Consider the following 17024-nt stretch of genomic DNA (forward strand, 5'->3'; position numbering starts at 1 on the left):
ATGCCGGGGCGGCGCCCCTTCGCGGGCGCCGCCCCGGCACGGTGGGCGAGGTCAGTCCTCGAGCTTGTACTCCTGGACGCTGTCGGCGAGCCGTACGGCGAGCTCCTCGGCGTCGAGGCGCCGCTCGATCTGGCGGAGATCCTCGATCTTGGCGCGGGTCTCGGCCCGGCGCGGGGTGAGCAGGGTGCAGCAGTCCTCGTCGGGCAGCTCGGAGATCTCCAGGGTGCCGATGCGGCGGGCCTCGGCCATGATCTCGGTCTTGTCCATGCCGATCAGCGGGCGCAGGATCGGCAGGTCGACCGCGTCGTCGAGCGCGGTGATGTTCGCCAGGGTCTGCGACGACACCTGGCCGAGCGAGTCGCCGGTGATGAGCGCGGCGGCGTTGATGCGGTGCGCCATCTCCTCGGCGGTCTTGAGCATGAGCCGACGCTGCGCGACCACCTGCAGCCGGTCCGCGCCGGAGGCCTTGAGGGACTGCTGGGCCTTGCCGAACGGCACCACCCACAGCCGGGAGCCGCCCTGGAACCGGTCGAGCCTGCGGACGAGCGCGTACGCCTTGTAGATCGACTCCGACCCGGTGAACGGGATGCCGGAGAAGTGCAGGAAGTCGACGCGCAGGCCGCGGCGCATCATCCGGTACGCGGCGACCGGCGAGTCGATGCCGCCGGACATGAGCACGAGGGCGCGGCCGCTCATGCCGACGGGCAGCCCGCCCTGGCCGGGAAGCCCGTCGGTGAACACGAAGACCTCGTCCCGGTCGACCTCGATGTAGACGGTGAGGTCCGGCGCGCTCAGGTTGACCGGCAGGCCGTAGGTGTCCACGATCGCCGCGCCGACGAGGCGGTCGATCTCGTTCGAGCGCAGCGGGAAGCGCTTGTCCCGGCGCCGGGAGCGCACCGCGAACGAGGCGCCGCGCCGGACGTCCTCGCGGTCGGCGAGCAGCTCGACGGCCGCCTTGGTGACCGCGTCCGGCTCCTTCGGCACGCGCCAGGCGCGGTGCACCCAGACCAGGCCCATCACGTCGGTGACCCGGCGGGCAACCGCGTCGGCGGTCGCCGGATCGGTGCCCTCGGGGAGGTAGAGCACGAAGACGCCGTGGCGCCGGCGGATGTCGACCTTGAGGCCGAACTCGCGCAGCGCGGTCTTGATGTTGCCCTGCAGCCGCCGCTCGAACAGCTCCCGGTTCTTGCCCTTGAGAACCACCTCACCGAGCTTGAGCAGCACGCATGGCTCGCCGAGCGCCGACGTGATGGCAAGGGACATGGTCTCCTCCGGCCGTTGCGGTGAGGGAAATGAACGGGGCAGGGATCCGCCGGTCCGGCCGATCCCCGGTTGCCCCGGCGTGCCGGAAGCGGCATCCCCTCAATGTACCCAACCACCGCACCGCCCCTGGGCATCCGCGGTGCGCCCGCCCCGCCCCTGGGGAATCGCGGATCGGTCTTTCACCGGGGGAAGGCGGGCCGCGCGGCACCGGAAAACCGGATATGTTGCGACGCCGTCCCCGGGTTTCGGCAGGCATTCAACGATCTTTTCTGGGCACCCGTTCCACCGGCACACAAGGAGGCTTTCGAAGATCATTCACAACCGGCCCGCCGTGCCATTCCGTGGAACGGTCCAATCCCGGCGGTGATGTTCCTCACCACAACCGCACGCGACCGGGTGTGCGACGCCGCCGCCCGCCGGGCCGTACCCCCTGCGCCGGGCCCGCGGCCGGGCCGCAGAGGGCGACGCCGCAGGTCGGCGGCGACCCGCCCGATGCGGTACCGGGGCGCCCCGGCGCCCCGCGGGGGGTGTTGCCCCGGCACACCCCACCGCATAATCGAGAAATTCTCGTATCCACCGGGGAAGGGCGCAGACCATCCGCCGCTGTCATACTTCCTGTTGCTCCTCCCGACCCTGTTTCATCGGGTGAAAAGAGTTCGGCCATGCATCACATCAACCACTTCTCCCAAGGGTTGATCACGCCCTTGCTCGGATATGCCATGTCCGTCGTCGGCTCCCTGCTGGGATTGCTGTTCGCGGCGCGGGCCCGCAGCACCGAAGGGGCCGCGCGGGTGCGCCGGCTCGCCGGCTCCGCGCTCGCCCTCGGCGGCACCGGCATCTGGGTGATGCACTTCATCGCGATGATGGGCTTCTCGGTGAGCGGGGCCACGATCCGTTACGACGTCATGCTCACCGCGGCCTCGGCCGTCGTGGCGGTCGTGGTCGTCGGCGCCGGGCTGCTGCTCGTCTCGTACGGCGGGACCCGTCCGGCCCCGCTGCTCGGCGGCGGCCTGCTCACCGGCTGCGGCGTCGCGTCGATGCACTACCTGGGCATGGCCGCGATGAACACCACGGTGAGGCTCTCCTACGACCCGGTCACCGTCGTGCTGTCGGTGGTGATCGCGGTCGCGGCGGCCACGGTCGCGCTGTGGTTCAGCCTGCGGGTGCGCGGGAGGCTGCTCACGCTCGGCGCGGCGCTGCTCATGGGCGTCGCCGTGACCGGCATGCACTACACCGGCATGTTCGCGATGAGCGTCACCGGGACCGGGTCCTCCGAGCCGCCGCCGGGCGCGGCCCCGATCGACTTCCTGGTCCCGCTGCTGGTCGGGATCAGCCTGCTCACCATCGGCCTGCTCATGGCCGTGATGCTCTCGCCATCGGAGAAGGAGCTGCGCAGCGAGGCCGAGCTGCTCGCGCGCATCGAGCGGCGCCGGGAGCAGGAGGACCCGCCGCCGGCGACCGGGGGCCGGCACCGCGGCCCCGCGGTACGGCACGGCGGGCCGCAGCCGCAGCGGCGGGCCGGCCGTACCCCGGCGTCCGGGCCCGGGTGGCCCGGGAACGGCGGCCCGGGTGCCGCCGGGCCGGACGACCGGCCGTCGCTGTTCGATCCCCGGTCCCGTCCCTGACCCGGGCCGGCCGGCACCGGCGTGGTGACGCCGGCAGGCCGTTCACGCACCGACCCGGCGCCGGCACGGGGCCGGACGCCGGGTCGGTCACGCGTGGTGCACCGCGGCCGGATCAGCCGAAGAAGACCTCGGCCTCCTCGTAACGCTCCACCGGGACGAGCTTGAGCTGGTCGACCGCCTCCTCGAGGCCTACGCGGACGATCTCGGTGCCGCGCAGCGCGACCATCTTGCCGAAGTCGCCGTCCTGCACCGCGTCGATCGCGTGCAGGCCGAACCGGGTGGCGAGCACGCGGTCGAAGGCGCTCGGGGTGCCACCGCGCTGGATGTGGCCGAGCACGGTGGTGCGGGCCTCCTTGCCGGTGCGCTTCTCGATCTCCTTGGCGAGTTGCTCGCCGATGCCGCCGAGGCGGACGTGGCCGAACGCGTCGAGCTCGTTGCTCTGCAGCGCCATCTGGCCCTCGATCGGGTGCGCGCCCTCGGCGACGACGATGATCGGGGCGTAGCGGGTCTTGAACCGGCTCTCGACATAGGCGCAGACCTTGTCGATGTCGAACGGCTTCTCCGGGATGAGGATGACGTTCGCGCCCGCGGCCATACCGGCGTGCAGCGCGATCCAGCCCGCGTGCCGGCCCATGACCTCGCAGATCAGCGCCCGGTGGTGGGACTCGGCGGTGGTGTGCAGCCGGTCGATCGCCTCGGTGGCGATGTTCACCGCGGTGTCGAAGCCGAAGGTGTAATCGGTGGCGTTGAGGTCGTTGTCGATCGTCTTCGGCACGCCGACGACCTTCACGCCGCTCTCGAACAGCTTGCGCGCCACACCGAGGGTGTCCTCGCCGCCGATCGCGATGAGGGCGTCGACGCCGTTCTTCTCCAGGTTCTCCTTGATCCGCTCGACGCCGTTCTCGATCTTCATCGGGTTCGTCCGGGACGAGCCGAGAATGGTGCCGCCACGGGGCAGGATGCCGCGGACCGCCTCGATGTCGAGCGGCATCGTGTCGTTCTCCAGCGGACCGCGCCAGCCGTCGCGGAACCCGACGAACTCGTGGCCGTACACGCTGATCCCCTTACGGACCACGGCCCGGATCACTGCGTTGAGACCGGGGCAGTCGCCGCCCCCGGTGAGCACACCTATGCGCATTGCGGGTTCCTCCCGATGGATCTCACAGATCGGTTCTGTTGGTCACGGCGGTCCATCCCGCCGGCCGACGCCTGGTCCGGCACGTCCCCCACACGCTGCCCGGCAGCGGGCAGGCGACACGGACGGACAACGCTACCGAATTGTGCCCTACACCAGGGGATTGGTCTAGACCAAACGGTGACACGACGAGAATCAGGACTTTATACTTGACTGAGTCAACGAATTAGTTGAGGTGGGCAGTGGATCAAGTCGCCGCCATCCGTGCCTTCAACCGCTTCTACACCCGGCACCTCGGGGTCCTGTCCGCCGGGCTGCTGGACACCCCCTACTCCCTCACCGAGGCCAGGATCCTGTTCGAGATCGGGCTGCGGGACGCCTGCGAGACCGGCGAGCTGCGCCGGATGCTCGGCCTCGACGCCGGATACCTCAGCCGCATCCTGTCCCGGTTCGAGGCCGACGGCCTGGTCACCCGGGAGCGCTCCGCCACCGACGGCCGCCGGCAGATCATCCGGCTCACCGACGCGGGGCGTGCCGCCCGCGCCATGCTCGACGAGCGCGCCGCCGCGCAGATCCGCGCCTTCCTCGACCCGCTTCCGGAGGAGGAGCGGCGGCGGCTCGTCGCGGCGATGGGGACGATCCGGGATATCCTCGAGGGCGCCCGCCCGGCCGGGCCGTACCTGCTCCGTCCGCCCCGGCCCGGCGACCTCGGCTGGGTGGTGTACCGGCACGGCGCGCTCTACCACGACGAGTACGGGTGGGACGAGACCTTCGAGCGACTCGTCCTCGGCATCGTGAACGACTACGTCGCCGCCCAGGGCGACAAGGGCCAGGCGGGCTGGGTCGCCGAGCTGGACGGCGAGCCGGTCGGGTTCATCGCCTGCATGCGCCAGGACGCCCGGACCGCGCAGCTGCGGCTGCTCCTCGTCGAGCCCTCCGCGCGGGGCATGGGCATCGGCTCCCGGCTGGTGGACGAGTGCCTGCGCTTCGCGCGCACCGCGGGCTACTCGCGCATCACGCTCATGACCTACGACGTGCTCGCCGACGCCCGGCGCATCTACCGGCGCGCGGGCTTCGAGCTGGAGAGCGAGACGCCGGAGCGCGCGTTCGGCAAGGACATGGTCCGCCAGACGTGGTCCCGCGACCTGTGACGCCGGTACGGCCACCGCCGCCGCGGGTGACCGCGCCGGGCCACCCGCGGCGACGCCGGCGTCAGGGGCGGGCCGCCGCCTCCGGGCGCGGGTCCGGGACGGGCGCCGCCGCGGGCTCGGGCCGCAGGCCGGACAGCCGGCGCAGCGGCCCGGGGGCCCACCAGTTGGCCCGGCCCGCCAGGCGCATCGCCGCGGGCACCAGGATCGCGCGGATCACCGTGGCGTCGACGAGCACCGCGACGGCCACGCCGACGCCGAGCATCTGCACGAAGACCACCTGCGCCGTGCCGTACGCCGCGAACGAGAGGGCGAGGATCCCGCCCGCGGCCGTGATCAGCGGCCCGCCGTGGCGCAGCCCGGCGGCGACGGCGGTCTCGGTGTCGCCGGTGCGCCGGTACTCCTCGGTGATCCGGGACAGCAGGAACACCTCGTAGTCCATGGACAGGCCGTAGGCGACGCAGAGCATCAGGATCGGGATGCTCGGGTCGACGCTGCCGGTCGGCGTGAACCCCAGCACTCCCGACAGGTTGCCCTCCTGGTAGACCCACACGATGACGCCGAACATCACCGCCAGGCTGAGCGCGTTGAGCACCGCCGCCTTCAGCGGGATCAGCAGGCTGCCGGTGAGCCGGAACAGCACGGCGAAGGTGACCGCGAACATCAGGCCGAGCGCCCACGGCAGCCGGTCCACCACCGAGGCCCGGTAGTCGGCGAGCTCGGCCGGATAGCCGCCGACCAGGACCGGGAACGGCGCGGGCTGGGCGCGCACCCGGTCGACCAGCCGGACCGGATCGGCGGCCATCGCCTCGGCCGACGGGACCACCGACAGCCAGGTCCCCTCGCCGCCGTCGCGGGGCCGGAACCGGCCGACATCGCCGTCGCCGACCCGGGCCCCGCCGGCGTAGGAGCCCGCGGCCGAGTCGACCTGCGCGACGCCGGGCAGCCGGGACAGCGCCGCCGCGTACCCGGCCACCGCGTCGCGGTCCACGGCCGCGCCGGGCGCGGAGACCACCTGCAGCGCGTCGGTCTCCTCGGCCGGGAAGGCGGCGCGGACGATCTCCTGGGTCTGCCGGGCGGGGGCGGAGGCGGGCAGGATGCGGTCGTCGGCCACCCCGAACCGCAGCCCGAGCACCGGCGAGGCGAGCAGCAGCAGGGCCGCGGCCGCGACGCCCCCGAAGGCGAGCGGCCGCCGCATCACCCGGGCGGCGAGGCCGGTCCAGAACCCGCCGCGCGCGACCGGCTCCGCGGCGTGTCCGCCGGCGTGGCCGCCCCGGGGCAGTACGGCACCGCCTGTCACGGCCAGCACCGCGGGCAGCACGACGAGCGACGCGACCACCCCGCCGACCACGACCGCGATCCCGGCGTAGGCGAACGAGCGCAGGAAGTCGAACGGCAGCACCAGCAGCACGGCGAGCGACGCGGCCACCGTGGCCCCGCTGAAGATCACCGTGTGCCCGGCGTGCTCCACCGCGCGGGCGACGGCCTCCTGCCGCTCGCGGCCGTGCCGTACCTCCTCGCGGAAGCGGGAGACCACGAACAGCGCGTGGTCGACGCCGAGGCCGAGCCCCATCGCCAGCGTGAGGTTGAGCGCGAACGTGGAGATGTCGGTGAACAGCAGCGGGATGCGGAGCAGCGCCAGCCCGATCACCATGGCGAACAGGCCCGCCGCGATCGGCAGCACGGCGGCGAGGATGCGGCGCAGGTAGAGCCAGAGCAGCAGGAAGACGAGCGGGAAGATGACCAGCTCGGCGCGGAGGAAGTCCTGCCGGGCCAGCGGCACGGTCTGGCGGAACACCTCCTCGCCGCCGCCCGCGCGCACCTCGATCGCGTGGTCGCCGCGGGTCACCTCGGGCAGCAGCGCGGGCAGGATCCGGGCCCGCACGTGGTCGGCGTCCCCGGGGATGCGGGCGAGGATCAGGGCGTGGCGGCCGTCGGTGCTGCGCAGCGTGGCCGGGGCGCCGCGGGTCCAGTACGAGGCCGCCTCGGCCACCCCCTCGAAGGCGGCCACCCGGGCGGTGAGCGCCCGGCCGGAGGCCGCGACCTGTGGGTCGTCCACGTCCCCGCGGCGGGCGGTGACCAGCAGGATCAGGTCGGCCCCGCCGGTGCCGAAGCGTTCGGCGAGCTGGGCGGCGGTGCGGTCCGACTCCGACCCGGGCGCCTCGAAGCGGGCGAGCGACAGCGCGCCCACGGTGCCCGCGGCGAGCACGCCCGCGACCACGGCGGCGACCAGCGAGCACAGCAGCACGAGGCGGCGCCGCCGCACCGCCCACCACCCGAGGCGGCGCAGCGGATGGCCCCGCCGGGTCCTGTTCTCCATGACTCCCCCGCGAAACTCGGTAAAGTACTCGTATTTGGTGGACCCAGAAATACAAGTAAACACTCGTGTTTGTCAACGGGGGTGGCGCATGCCCGAGCAGCGGCGGCCGGTGCGGCGGCAGGCCCGCGGGCTGAAACGCATGGAGGCGATCCTGGACGCGGCCGAGCAGGTGATCGAGGAGGTCGGGTACGCCGACGCCACGACGAACGCGATCGCCGCCCGGGCCGGGATCTCACCGGGGTCGCTCTACCAGTTCTTCCGCAACAAGGAGGAGATCCTCGACGGCCTGCTCGAGCGCTTCACCACCGGCCGCAAGCGGTTCTGGGACACCTACTTCACCCCGGAGACCGAGCGGCTGCCCCTGCCCGAGCTGGTCGACAAGGTGATCGACGCCGCCGTCGGGTTCAAGCGCGCCCACCCGGCCTACTGGTCCCTGCTGTACGGCTCGGCGATCGCCGACCGCCTGGCCGAGGCGTCGGCGCGGCTGCACGCCGACCTCGCCGGGCTGTTCGCCGAGGTGCTCGGCCGGCGCGCCCCGCACCTGCCCGCACAGCGCCGCCTCGCGATCGCCGGCATGGTGCTCGCCACGGTGACCGCGGTGATGCCGCGCATCGTCGAGGCCGACCCCGCCCGCGCCGGCGAGCTCACCGCCGAGCTGAAGGCCATGCTCACCGCCTACCTCACCGCGGCCCTGGCGCCCGGGCGGTGAGCAGGACGCACAAAGCCCGCCGGCCGAACCGGCCGACGGGCTTGCCGATACGAGAGGGCGCGCGACCTCAGCCGCGGCCGATGCGCCCGAACGGGCCGCTCACCGCGTAGGTGACGCCGCCGGTGCCGGACGCCGGCCCCGCGGCCCCGCGCTGCGAGGAGAAGTAGAGGTGCCGGCCGTCCGGCGAGAACGCCAGGCCGGTGATGGCCGAGGAGTCGTGGCCGGTGACCCGGAGGAACGGCGCGGCGGTGCCGTCGGCGGTCAGCACGTCGATGGTCATGCCGTCGCCCGCCACGAACAGCTCACCCGTGTCGCCGACCAGGGCCGGGATGAGCGACGCGGCGTCGGAGGTGGCCTCGAGGCGGTGGTGCACCGCGTCGTACGACCACACCAGCCCGTCGGCGGTGACGAACCGGCACACGCCGTCCGCGAAGTGGCAGCCGGCGGGGCGCTCGAACCGCCGGGCGCCGGGCACCTGGCTGCGCACCGGTTCGATCAGGCCGGCCGGGTTGGGCACCCGCCGCCAGACGATCGGCCCGGCCCCGGCGGGGGCGGTGACGAGGACCTCCAGCGTCCCGGAGGTCAGGTCGCCCCACTCGTCAGGGACGAACCGGTAGAAGCAGCCGTCCGGCTCGTCCTCGGTGAGGTACACGACCCGGCGGTCCGGGTCGCACGCCAGGCTCGAGTGGGTGAGCCGCCCCATGGACAGGCGGGGCATCGCCGCCGCCGTGCCGTACGGGTCGCATTCGAAGATCCGGCCGCCGGGGATCGCCTCGCCGGACAACCAGGTGTGCCAGGGCGTGGCGCAGCCCACGCCGTTGAAGCTGGTGCCGGAGAGGATGCGGTAGGCGCCGCGCGCCGTCCCGTCGGGCGCGAAGCGGATCGCGGTGACCCCGCCGAGCAGCGAGGTCTCCGAGTTGGAGACGTAGATCCACTCGTCGCCGTCGGGGAAGCAGGCGCCGCCGTCGGGCGCCGAATGCCACACCACGCCCGCGGTCTTGTACCCCGAGCGCGCGATCACCCGTACGGTGAACCCCTCGGGTACGGCGATGCCGTTCTCGTCGGGGGCGCGCAGCGGGCCGTAGGGGCCGTTGCGGGAGTGCGGGCGGGCGGCGGCGAGCACCGCTCGCCACAGCGGGCCATCGGCCGCGGTGTGCCGGATGGCGGAGGCGGTCGCGCGTCTCCCGCCGGGCGGCGCAGCGAGCGCCCCCGGCCGGGCTGAACTGCTGCGGGACATGCTCTCTCCCCCAGAGCACTCGGCGACGGACGCCGGCCGGATCGGGCGTCCAGACACACGCTACGCCTGTGCTCCGGCACCATGGGGGATTTCGGGTGAACGATGCGTGTTTCTTGCACCCTGCTCCGCCGCACCGCCCGGCCGGGTGCGGGGTGAGGGGCGTCCCGCGGCGCCCCGCCCCGCATCCCGCGTACGCTCCGTGCCGGGCGGATGCCGGTGGGTGAAGGGCGCGTCACCTCGCAGCGTCACCTCGCAGCGTCACCTCAAGATGGCCCGGTCAGCGCTGGGCCTGCATCATCCAGTGCTGCTGCTCGAGGTCCTGGGCGGCCTCGATGAGCAGGTCCTGGGTGACCGGGTCGGGCTGCTCGGTCCGGTCCACGCGCTCGCGCATGCGCCGTACGCAGCCCTCGAGGATGTCGGTGAACGCCTCGACGACCTGCGTGTCCTGGAGGTAACCGGCGTTGAGCTGCTTGAGCTGGGTCTCGCGGGCAACGGTGCCGCAGCGGCCGTCCGGGTTCACGCCGATGGCGATCGCCCGCTCGGCCACCCGGTCGGTGTGCTTGCGCGCCACGTCGACGATCTCGTCGAGCTGGAGGTGGAGCGAGCGGAAGTTGCGGCCCACGAGGTTCCAGTGCGCCTGCTTGGCGAGCAGCGACAGGTCGATGAGATCGATCAGCGCACCCTGCAGGCATTCGCCGACTATCTTGCGGTCGCTGTCGTTGAGGGGGCTGGTGATCGCCGACATGGGTCCTCCCGTGTTGGTCCTGGGCTTCGCCGCCGGATACCGGCCACCCGGCGGGTCCTCCGCCGCCTACCCGGGCGGTTCTCCGTTATGCGTCCGCCCGCGGAGCGCATCCTGACATTGACAGTGTCATAATGACAGTGTCATTGTTGGGGTATGAGCGAGACGTGGACGATCGGCGAGCTCGCCGAGCGGGCGGCGGCCGCCCTGGCCGGGGAGGCCGGGCAGGGCACCGGTGACGGCCGGATCCGCGCGGTGCCCAACGAGCGGCTGATCCGCTGGTACACCACGATCGGGCTGGTCGACCCGCCTCTCGCCCGCCGCGGCCGCGTCGCCCTGTACGGCCGGCGCCACCTGATGCAGCTGGTCGCGATCAAGCGGCGGCAGGCGGCGGGCCGCAGCATCGCCGAGATCCAGGCCGAGCTCGCCGGCGCCACCGACGCCGTGCTCGCCGACATCGCCCGCATCCCGCCGTCCGCCCTGGCGCCCGCGGCCCGCCCGGCCGCCGCCGTGCCCGGCGCGCCGGACGACCGGGCCGCCGGTGCGGCGCCGCGGCCCGTGACCACGCCGGGCGGCGATCCCGGCACACCGAACGGCCCGGCGGGCCGCCGCGACCGGTTCTGGGCGCGGCGCTCCCCCGCCGAGCCCGGCACCGGCCGGACCGGCGTACCGGCCGCGGCCGACGGGGGCGCGCCCGCACCGCCCGACGGTGTGGGGATCGCGCCCGCGCCCGCGTCTCCGCCGTTCCCCCCGGTGCTCCGCACGCCCGGGCCGGACGCCGTGCCGTACGGCGTGCCGGAGCCGGTGCCCGGGCTGCGGCTCGCGCCGGGGGTGACCCTGCTGCTCGACACGGCGGCGCGCCCGCCGGACCCGGACGACCTCGCCGCGATCGCGGCCGCCGCCCGGCCGCTGCTCGACGTGCTGCTGGCCCGCGGGCTCGTCGGCGGCCCTACCGAGGGGAGCCCCACGTGACCCGCCCCGGCCGCGGCCCGAGCCGCAACCGATACGTCACCGGCGCGCCCGGCGCCGGGCTCCGCCGTACCGAACCCGCCCAAGGGAGTTCTCATGAGCGTTACCGTCACACCGCTGCGGGGCCGCTGCGTCCCGTTCCCCGACGCCGGGCTCGGCGCGCTCGCCACCGCGCAGGGCAACCTGCCGCTGGAGAGCCTCGACGTCACCGCCGACGTGTCCGGCCTCGTCGCCGGGGTCGAGGTGGTGCAGGTCTTCCGCAACGCGTTCCCGGAGTCGCTGGAGGCCACCTACGTCTTCCCGCTGCCCGACCGGGCCGCGGTGACCGGCTTCCGCATGGAGGCCGACGGCCACGTGGTCGAGGGCGTGCTGCGCGAGCGCGGCGAGGCCCGCGCCGACTACGACCGCGCGCTCGCCGAGGGCCGGCGGGCCGCGATCGCCGAGGAGGAGCGGCCGGACGTGTTCACCGTCCGGGTCGGCAACATCGTGCCCGGCGAGCGGGTCACGGTACGGCTCACGCTCAGCCAGCCGCTCGCCTACGAGGACGGCGCGGCCGTCTTCCGGTTCCCGCTCGTGGTCGCCCCGCGGTACATCCCGGGCACCCCGCTCGACGGCACGCCGAGCGGCGCGGGCACCGCCCCGGACACCGACGCGGTGCCGGACGCCTCCCGCATCACCCCGCCGGTGCTGCTGCCCGGCTTCCCCAACCCGGTACGGCTGTCGCTCGCCGTGCACCTCGACCCGGCCGGGCTCGACCTGCGCGAGATCGAGTCCAGCCTGCACACCGTGGTGCGGGAGGGCGGGGACGGCGGCGCGCCGCTCACCCTGCGCCTGCAGCCGGGCGAGCGGCTCGACCGCGACTTCGTGCTGCGGCTGCGCCTGGCCGCCTCCACCTCCCTCGCCCTCGTCCCGGACGAGCCGGGCGACGGCAAGGCCGAGGCGGCGGAGGGCACCTTCACGCTCACCGTGGTGCCCCCGGCGGCCGAGGGCGTGCGCCCGCCCCGGGACGTGGTGCTGCTGCTCGACCGCTCGGGCAGCATGCACGGCTGGAAGATGGTCGCGGCGCGGCGCGCGGCGGCCCGCATCGTCGACTCGCTCACCGCGGACGACCGCTTCGCCGTGCTGTCGTTCGACCACGCGGTGGAGCGCCCGCCGGAGCTCGGCGAGGGCCTGGCGCCCGCGACCGACCGCAACCGCTTCCGCGCGGTCGAGCACCTCGCCCGGCTGGACGCCCGCGGCGGCACCGAGCTGCTGCGGCCGCTGGAGCAGGCGGCCGACCTGCTCGGCACCGCCGAGCCCGGGCGGGACCGGGTGCTCGTGCTCGTCACCGACGGCCAGGTCGGGAACGAGGGGCAGATCCTCGAGCGGGCGGGCGGCCGCCTGCGCGGCGTGCGGGTGCACACGGTCGGCGTCGACCGCGCGGTGAACGCGGGCTTCCTCGGCCGGCTCGCCGCGCTCGGCGCGGGCCGGTGCGAGCTGGTGGAGTCCGAGGACCGGCTGGACGCGGCGATGGAGCACATCCACCGCCGCATCGGCGGCCCGCTCGTCACCGACCTGGCGCTGCACGCCGAGGGCCTCGGCGTGCTCCCGGACACCGTGACCCGGCTCGGCTCGCTCTTCCCGGGCGTGCCACTCACCGTCAGCGGCCGGTACGCCGGCGCGGCGGGCGGCGCGGTGGTCGTCCGCGGCCGCACCGCCGACGGCGAGCCGTGGGAGCGGCGCGTGCCCGCGGTCGTGACCGGGGGCACGGCGGCCCGCGCGCTGTGGGCCCGCGCCCGGCTGCGCGACCTGGAGGACCGGTACGACGCCGGCGAGTGGGACCTGGAGCGGGAGATCGTCGAGACGTCGCTCCGGTTCGGCGTGCTGTGCCGGTTCACCGCGTTCGTCGCGGTCGACTCGCGGGTGGTCGGCGACGGCGGGCCCGGCCACCGGGTGATCCAGCCGGTCGAGCAGCCCAGCGGCTGGGAGCCGTCCGCCCCGCCGTCCCCGCTCGCCGCCGCGCCGATGGCGTTCACCGCGCCCGCCGGGCCGCCGATGGCCGCCGCGTACGGCGCCGCCCCGGCCGGCCCGCCGCCCGCCGGGCGGGGGGCGACCCGGGGGTTCTTCGCGGTGCGCCGCGCCCTCCCCGGCTCCGGGCTCGGTGGCGCGCCGATCGAGGTGGACTTCACGGCGCTCGCCGCCGAGGAGCTGGCCCGGCTGCGCGAGGCCGCCGGAGGCTCGCCGTACGAGCGGCGGATGCACCTCGCCGACCTCGCCAGCCGGCTGCGGGTCCTCGCCGAGCACCATGCCGAGCTGTCCGCCCTCGCCGCCGAGCTGGAGGCCGCGGAGGAGCCCGGTGCCGACCTCGACCGGCTCTGGCGGCGCGCCGAGGAGGTCCTCGCCCGCGTCGCGGGCGGGCGGCCGGCGAACCCCGACCTGCCGGGCGGCTCCGGCCGGCCCTTCTGGAAGCGCATGTGACCGCCGGGCCGCCGCCGCACCTCGCCCTGCGGCGGCGGCCCGCCGCGCAGGGGAAGGCTGCGCCGTGGCCGGTACGGCACCGCTCACCGGCGAGGGCGTTCCGCTCCCTCCGGCCGCTCCGCGGATACCACTGTCAATGGGACGCGAGTGAACATCCGTGACCGCCCGGCTCCGCGGCGGAGGCGGCCACGGGGGGCCTTGGCGATCTTCGCGGCGTGCGCCGGACCGGGTAACACGCTTGTCATGCCGGGTTGCTTCGGCTGCAACATCGCTGGGTTTCACTACCCGCTGACCCTGCACCGCCCCCACTTCACTGCGCGATCTTCCGCGGAGGTGGCCACCGTGGCCGAGGTGACCCTGGATGCCGACCGGCTGGGCATCCGCGGGCTCAACACGGCACTGCACGCCGTGCCCGCCGGGGCCCACGTCCGTGTGCTCAACCCGCGCGGGCGGCACAACCTGGCGGTCGGGCTGCGTGAGCGGGTGACGGTCGACATCGCCGGGCCGTGCGGCCACTACCTCGGCGGCCTCGGCGCGCGCGCGGAGATCACGGTGCGGGGTCCGGTGGGCCGCGGCGTGGGCGAGAACCTCATGTCCGGCGGCATCCGGGTCCGGGGGGATGCGGGGAGCGGCGCCGCCGCCGCGGCGCGGGGCGGCACCATCGCCATCTCGGGGGACTGCGACTCCGGCGCCGGGATCGCGCTGGCGGGCGGCACGCTCGCGATCGCCGGGAACGCCGGGCCGTACTGCGGCCGGGCCGCCCGGTCGGGGGTGATCCTCGTGTGCGGCGACGCCGGGCCCGGGCTCGGCGACGCGCTCGTCGACGCGGTGATCTACGTGGGCGGCCGGATCGCCGGGCTCGGCGAGGGCGCGCTCGCCGCGGAGCCCGACGAGAACGACCTGACCGCGGCGAAGCTCATCGCCGCGACCTGCGGGTTCGACCACGTGAACCCGGAGAACCTCACCAAGGTGACCTCGGTGCGGTACCGCCCGCGCCTGCTGACCGGCCGCCGCGCGAGCGGGCGTCCGCCCGTGCCCGGACGCCTCTCCGCGGCGAGCGCGTGACCGACCGGCGCGCCCCGCGTCGGCGCATCCCCGACGCGCCCTCCCTCGAGACCCACCACCCCGCCCTCCCCCCGGGAGGCCCGGCGCGGGGCCGCCGCGTCCACCTCCCGCACGGGGGCGGGACCGAAACGATCACCGGAGAGCAGAGGAGCGGATGAGGAGCCGTCAGGAGACCGCATGAGCCACACGTTCCCACCGCACGTGATCGCCGAGATCCAGGAACGGGCGCGGCTCGGGCGGTACGGCGTGCGCGGACGGGGCGCCACGCGGCGGCTCCCGACCTTCGACGACCTGCTCCTGCTCACCGCGGCCGCCGGGCGGGACGGCGAGGCGCCGCGCGGGCCGTGCCGTACCCGGACCGTGCTCGGCACCCGGTACGCCCGGGAGCCGGTGGTGCTCGACCTGCCGGTGACGATCGCCGCCATGGCGTACGGGGCGATCTCGCCGGGCGCGAAGGAGGCGCTCGGCCGGGCGGCGACGATGGCGGGCACCGCGGCCACGACCGGCGACGGCGGCATGACCCCGGAGGAGCGGGACGCGGCGAAGACGCTCGTCTACCAGCTCACCGCGTCCCGGCACGGCGTCGACCCGGACGACCTGCGCGCGGCCGACGCGGTGGAGATCGTGCTCGGCCAGGGCGCGCACCCGGGCGCGGGCGGGCTGCTGCCGGGCGAGAAGGTGCCGCCGCGGGTGGCGCGGCGGCGCGCCGTGCCCGCCGGGGTCGACCTGCGCGCGCCCGTGGACCATCCGGACTGGTCGGGCCCGGACGGCCTCGCCGTGAAGATCGCCGAGATCCGGGAGGTCACCTCCTGGCGGGTGCCGGTCTTCGTGAAGCTGGGCGCCTCCCGGGTCACCGAGGACGTGACGCTCGCGGTCACCGCCGGGGCGGACGTGGTCGTGGTGGACGGCATGCAGGCCGGCACCGGGGGCGGCGAGGAGGTGCTGATCGAGCACACCGGCCTGCCCACGCTCGCGGCGGTGCGCGTCGCCGCCGACACGCTCGCCGGGCTCGGCGTGCGCGGCGAGGTGCAGCTCGTGGTCTCCGGCGGCATCCGGACGGGCGCCGACGTCGCCAAGGCGCTCGCCCTCGGCGCGGACGCGGTGTCGGTGGGCATGGCCGCGCTGATCGCGCTCGGCTGCAACGCGTCGTCCGACGACACCGGCGCGGACGTCACCGCCGACTACCGGGCGCTCGGCACGGTGCCGGGCTCGTGCACCGCCTGCCACACCGGCGGCTGCCCGGTCGGCATCGCCACCCAGGACGACGTGCTCGCCGACCGGCTCGACCCCGACCTCGGCGCCGAGCGGGTGGCGAACTACCTGCGCGCGATCACCGCGGAGGCCGCGCTGCTCGCCGAGGCGTGCGGGCACGCCTCGGTGCACGACCTGCGCCGCGAGGACCTGGTCGCGCTCACCGTGGAGGCCGCCGCGATGGCCCGGGTCCCGCTCGCCGGGACGACCTGGATCCCCGGTGTGCTCCCCGGCCCGGCGGACGGCTGAGCCGTACGGCCGGGCCTCGGGGTCACTCCTCGGCCGTGACCGGGTCGCCGACCCGGATCGTGCCGGTGCCGTCCGGGATGAGGTTGACGGCGAACCACACCTTGCCGTCCCAGCGGCGGTGGCGGGACAGGGTGCGGATCGGCTCCTTGCCCTTGGTCAGGGTGCCGGGGTCGATCGTGGTGAGCACGCACCGGTCGCAGAGCTTGACCGCGCGGAACGGCACGTCGCCGATGCGCACCCGCCGCCAGCGGTCCTCGGCGAACGGCTCGGGCACGTCCTCCACGACCACGCTCGGCCGGAACCGGGTCATCGGCAGCGGTTCCGGCGGCTCCTCGCCGCGCTCCACCGCGCCCTCGGCGATCCAGTCGTTGAGCCGGCGCAGCGAGGCGGTCGAGGCGAGCAGCAGCGGGTAGGCGTCGGCGAAGCTCACCCGGTCGTCCGCCGTGCCGTAGTCGGGGTCGACCGGCCGCCGGGTGGGGTCGTCGAGCCACACCAGGCGGGCCGGGACGCCGAGCAGCGCGGTGAACCAGGCGGCCGCCTCGTCCCCGGCGTCGACCGCGTCGACGTCGTCGTTCCAGATGCGTACCCGCCGCGTCGGGGTGCCGGGCGCGGGGGACACCTGCAGCGGGTCCGCGTGCGGCCCGGTCAGCGTGAGGCCCCGGCCCTCGGCCGTGGCCGCGACGGCGAGCATCCGCGGGTGGTCCCGCGCGGTGAGCACCATGCCGTCGGCGTCCACGACCATGTAGCGGCGGTCCCCCGCCAGTCCCCAGGGTTCGACCTGCGCCGTGGCGACCTGCAGGCCGCGCGTGGACTTGATGGGGTAGATGTGGATGCTTCCGAGCCGCATGGGCCGA

At 74.9% G+C, this 17024-nt stretch carries 13 protein-coding genes; 7 read left to right on the forward strand and 6 right to left on the reverse strand.

The window, feature by feature from the left end; all coding sequences use genetic code 11:
- Window positions 1-51: 51 nt before the first annotated feature.
- Window positions 52-1263 (reverse strand): tRNA uracil 4-sulfurtransferase ThiI, encoded by a 1212-nt coding sequence (gene thiI, locus FHX40_RS13995; protein WP_142260027.1) that lies wholly within the window; start codon window positions 1261-1263, stop codon window positions 52-54.
- A 719-nt stretch (window positions 1264-1982) separates the two neighbouring features.
- On the opposite strand from thiI, the gene FHX40_RS14000 reads away from it, so the two are divergent.
- Entirely contained in the window at window positions 1983-2888 is a 906-nt protein-coding gene (locus FHX40_RS14000; protein WP_229788311.1) for an MHYT domain-containing protein, read from the forward strand.
- A gap of 112 nt (window positions 2889-3000) precedes the next feature.
- On the opposite strand, the gene FHX40_RS14005 is transcribed toward FHX40_RS14000, so the two are convergent.
- The gene (locus FHX40_RS14005) at window positions 3001-4026 is read right to left on the reverse strand and encodes a 6-phosphofructokinase (protein WP_142260029.1); all 1026 of its coding nucleotides are present in this window, start codon (window positions 4024-4026) and stop codon (window positions 3001-3003) included.
- Between the two features lie 239 nt (window positions 4027-4265).
- On the opposite strand from FHX40_RS14005, the gene FHX40_RS14010 reads away from it, so the two are divergent.
- Window positions 4266-5174, forward strand: a complete 909-nt coding sequence (locus tag FHX40_RS14010) for a bifunctional helix-turn-helix transcriptional regulator/GNAT family N-acetyltransferase (RefSeq protein ID WP_211350259.1) — start codon at window positions 4266-4268, stop codon at window positions 5172-5174.
- 61 nt (window positions 5175-5235) lie between these two features.
- On the opposite strand, the gene FHX40_RS14015 is transcribed toward FHX40_RS14010, so the two are convergent.
- Window positions 5236-7491, reverse strand: coding sequence for an MMPL family transporter (locus FHX40_RS14015; protein WP_142260031.1), 2256 nt, complete (start codon window positions 7489-7491; stop codon window positions 5236-5238).
- Window positions 7492-7579: 88 nt separating this feature from the next.
- Here FHX40_RS14015 and FHX40_RS14020 point away from each other — a divergent pair, with 88 nt between their 5' ends.
- Window positions 7580-8200, forward strand: a complete 621-nt coding sequence (locus FHX40_RS14020) for a TetR/AcrR family transcriptional regulator (protein ID WP_229788313.1) — start codon at window positions 7580-7582, stop codon at window positions 8198-8200.
- Window positions 8201-8267: 67 nt separating this feature from the next.
- Here the strand turns inward: FHX40_RS14020 and FHX40_RS14025 are convergent, their stop codons facing one another.
- The gene (locus tag FHX40_RS14025) at window positions 8268-9437 is read right to left on the reverse strand and encodes an alkaline phosphatase PhoX (protein ID WP_142260033.1); all 1170 of its coding nucleotides are present in this window, start codon (window positions 9435-9437) and stop codon (window positions 8268-8270) included.
- Window positions 9438-9714: 277 nt separating this feature from the next.
- Window positions 9715-10182 (reverse strand): Dps family protein, encoded by a 468-nt coding sequence (locus FHX40_RS14030; protein ID WP_142260034.1) that lies wholly within the window; start codon window positions 10180-10182, stop codon window positions 9715-9717.
- 153 nt (window positions 10183-10335) lie between these two features.
- Here FHX40_RS14030 and FHX40_RS25830 point away from each other — a divergent pair, with 153 nt between their 5' ends.
- The 4 genes from FHX40_RS25830 to FHX40_RS14050 all read left to right on the forward strand — a co-directional run bounded on the left by FHX40_RS25830 (window position 10336) and on the right by FHX40_RS14050 (window position 16170).
- Window positions 10336-11151: a MerR family transcriptional regulator gene (locus FHX40_RS25830; RefSeq protein ID WP_142260035.1), complete on the forward strand. Its 816-nt coding sequence runs from the start codon at window positions 10336-10338 to the stop codon at window positions 11149-11151.
- A gap of 93 nt (window positions 11152-11244) precedes the next feature.
- On the forward strand, window positions 11245-13605 hold the full coding sequence (locus tag FHX40_RS14040) for a VIT domain-containing protein (RefSeq protein WP_142260036.1): 2361 nt from the start codon (window positions 11245-11247) through the stop codon (window positions 13603-13605).
- 342 nt (window positions 13606-13947) lie between these two features.
- Window positions 13948-14670 carry a glutamate synthase gene (locus tag FHX40_RS14045; protein ID WP_142260037.1) on the forward strand — a complete coding sequence of 241 codons (723 nt, stop codon included), beginning with the start codon at window positions 13948-13950 and terminating at the stop codon, window positions 14668-14670.
- 177 nt (window positions 14671-14847) lie between these two features.
- Window positions 14848-16170 carry an FMN-binding glutamate synthase family protein gene (locus FHX40_RS14050; protein ID WP_142260038.1) on the forward strand — a complete coding sequence of 441 codons (1323 nt, stop codon included), beginning with the start codon at window positions 14848-14850 and terminating at the stop codon, window positions 16168-16170.
- Between the two features lie 22 nt (window positions 16171-16192).
- Here the strand turns inward: FHX40_RS14050 and FHX40_RS14055 are convergent, their stop codons facing one another.
- Complete coding sequence (locus tag FHX40_RS14055; protein ID WP_142260039.1) at window positions 16193-17017, reverse strand: MOSC domain-containing protein; 825 nt, start codon at window positions 17015-17017, stop codon at window positions 16193-16195.
- Between the last annotated feature and the right edge of the window lie 7 nt (window positions 17018-17024).

This window comes from Thermopolyspora flexuosa (assembly GCF_006716785.1).
GTDB lineage: Bacteria > Actinomycetota > Actinomycetes > Streptosporangiales > Streptosporangiaceae > Thermopolyspora > Thermopolyspora flexuosa.

What these genes read in the sequence shown, in the direction of transcription:
- thiI (WP_142260027.1), bottom strand. Translation starts at nt 1,263, where the DNA reads ATGTCCCTTGCCATCACGTCGGCGCTCGGCGAGCCATGCGTGCTGCTC.
- FHX40_RS14000 (WP_229788311.1), top strand. Translation starts at nt 1,983, where the DNA reads ATGTCCGTCGTCGGCTCCCTGCTGGGATTGCTGTTCGCGGCGCGGGCC.
- FHX40_RS14005 (WP_142260029.1), bottom strand. Translation starts at nt 4,026, where the DNA reads ATGCGCATAGGTGTGCTCACCGGGGGCGGCGACTGCCCCGGTCTCAAC.
- FHX40_RS14015 (WP_142260031.1), bottom strand. Translation starts at nt 7,491, where the DNA reads ATGGAGAACAGGACCCGGCGGGGCCATCCGCTGCGCCGCCTCGGGTGG.
- FHX40_RS14020 (WP_229788313.1), top strand. Translation starts at nt 7,580, where the DNA reads ATGCCCGAGCAGCGGCGGCCGGTGCGGCGGCAGGCCCGCGGGCTGAAA.
- FHX40_RS14025 (WP_142260033.1), bottom strand. Translation starts at nt 9,437, where the DNA reads ATGTCCCGCAGCAGTTCAGCCCGGCCGGGGGCGCTCGCTGCGCCGCCC.
- FHX40_RS14030 (WP_142260034.1), bottom strand. Translation starts at nt 10,182, where the DNA reads ATGTCGGCGATCACCAGCCCCCTCAACGACAGCGACCGCAAGATAGTC.
- FHX40_RS25830 (WP_142260035.1), top strand. Translation starts at nt 10,336, where the DNA reads ATGAGCGAGACGTGGACGATCGGCGAGCTCGCCGAGCGGGCGGCGGCC.
- FHX40_RS14040 (WP_142260036.1), top strand. Translation starts at nt 11,245, where the DNA reads ATGAGCGTTACCGTCACACCGCTGCGGGGCCGCTGCGTCCCGTTCCCC.
- FHX40_RS14050 (WP_142260038.1), top strand. Translation starts at nt 14,848, where the DNA reads ATGAGCCACACGTTCCCACCGCACGTGATCGCCGAGATCCAGGAACGG.
- FHX40_RS14055 (WP_142260039.1), bottom strand. Translation starts at nt 17,017, where the DNA reads ATGCGGCTCGGAAGCATCCACATCTACCCCATCAAGTCCACGCGCGGC.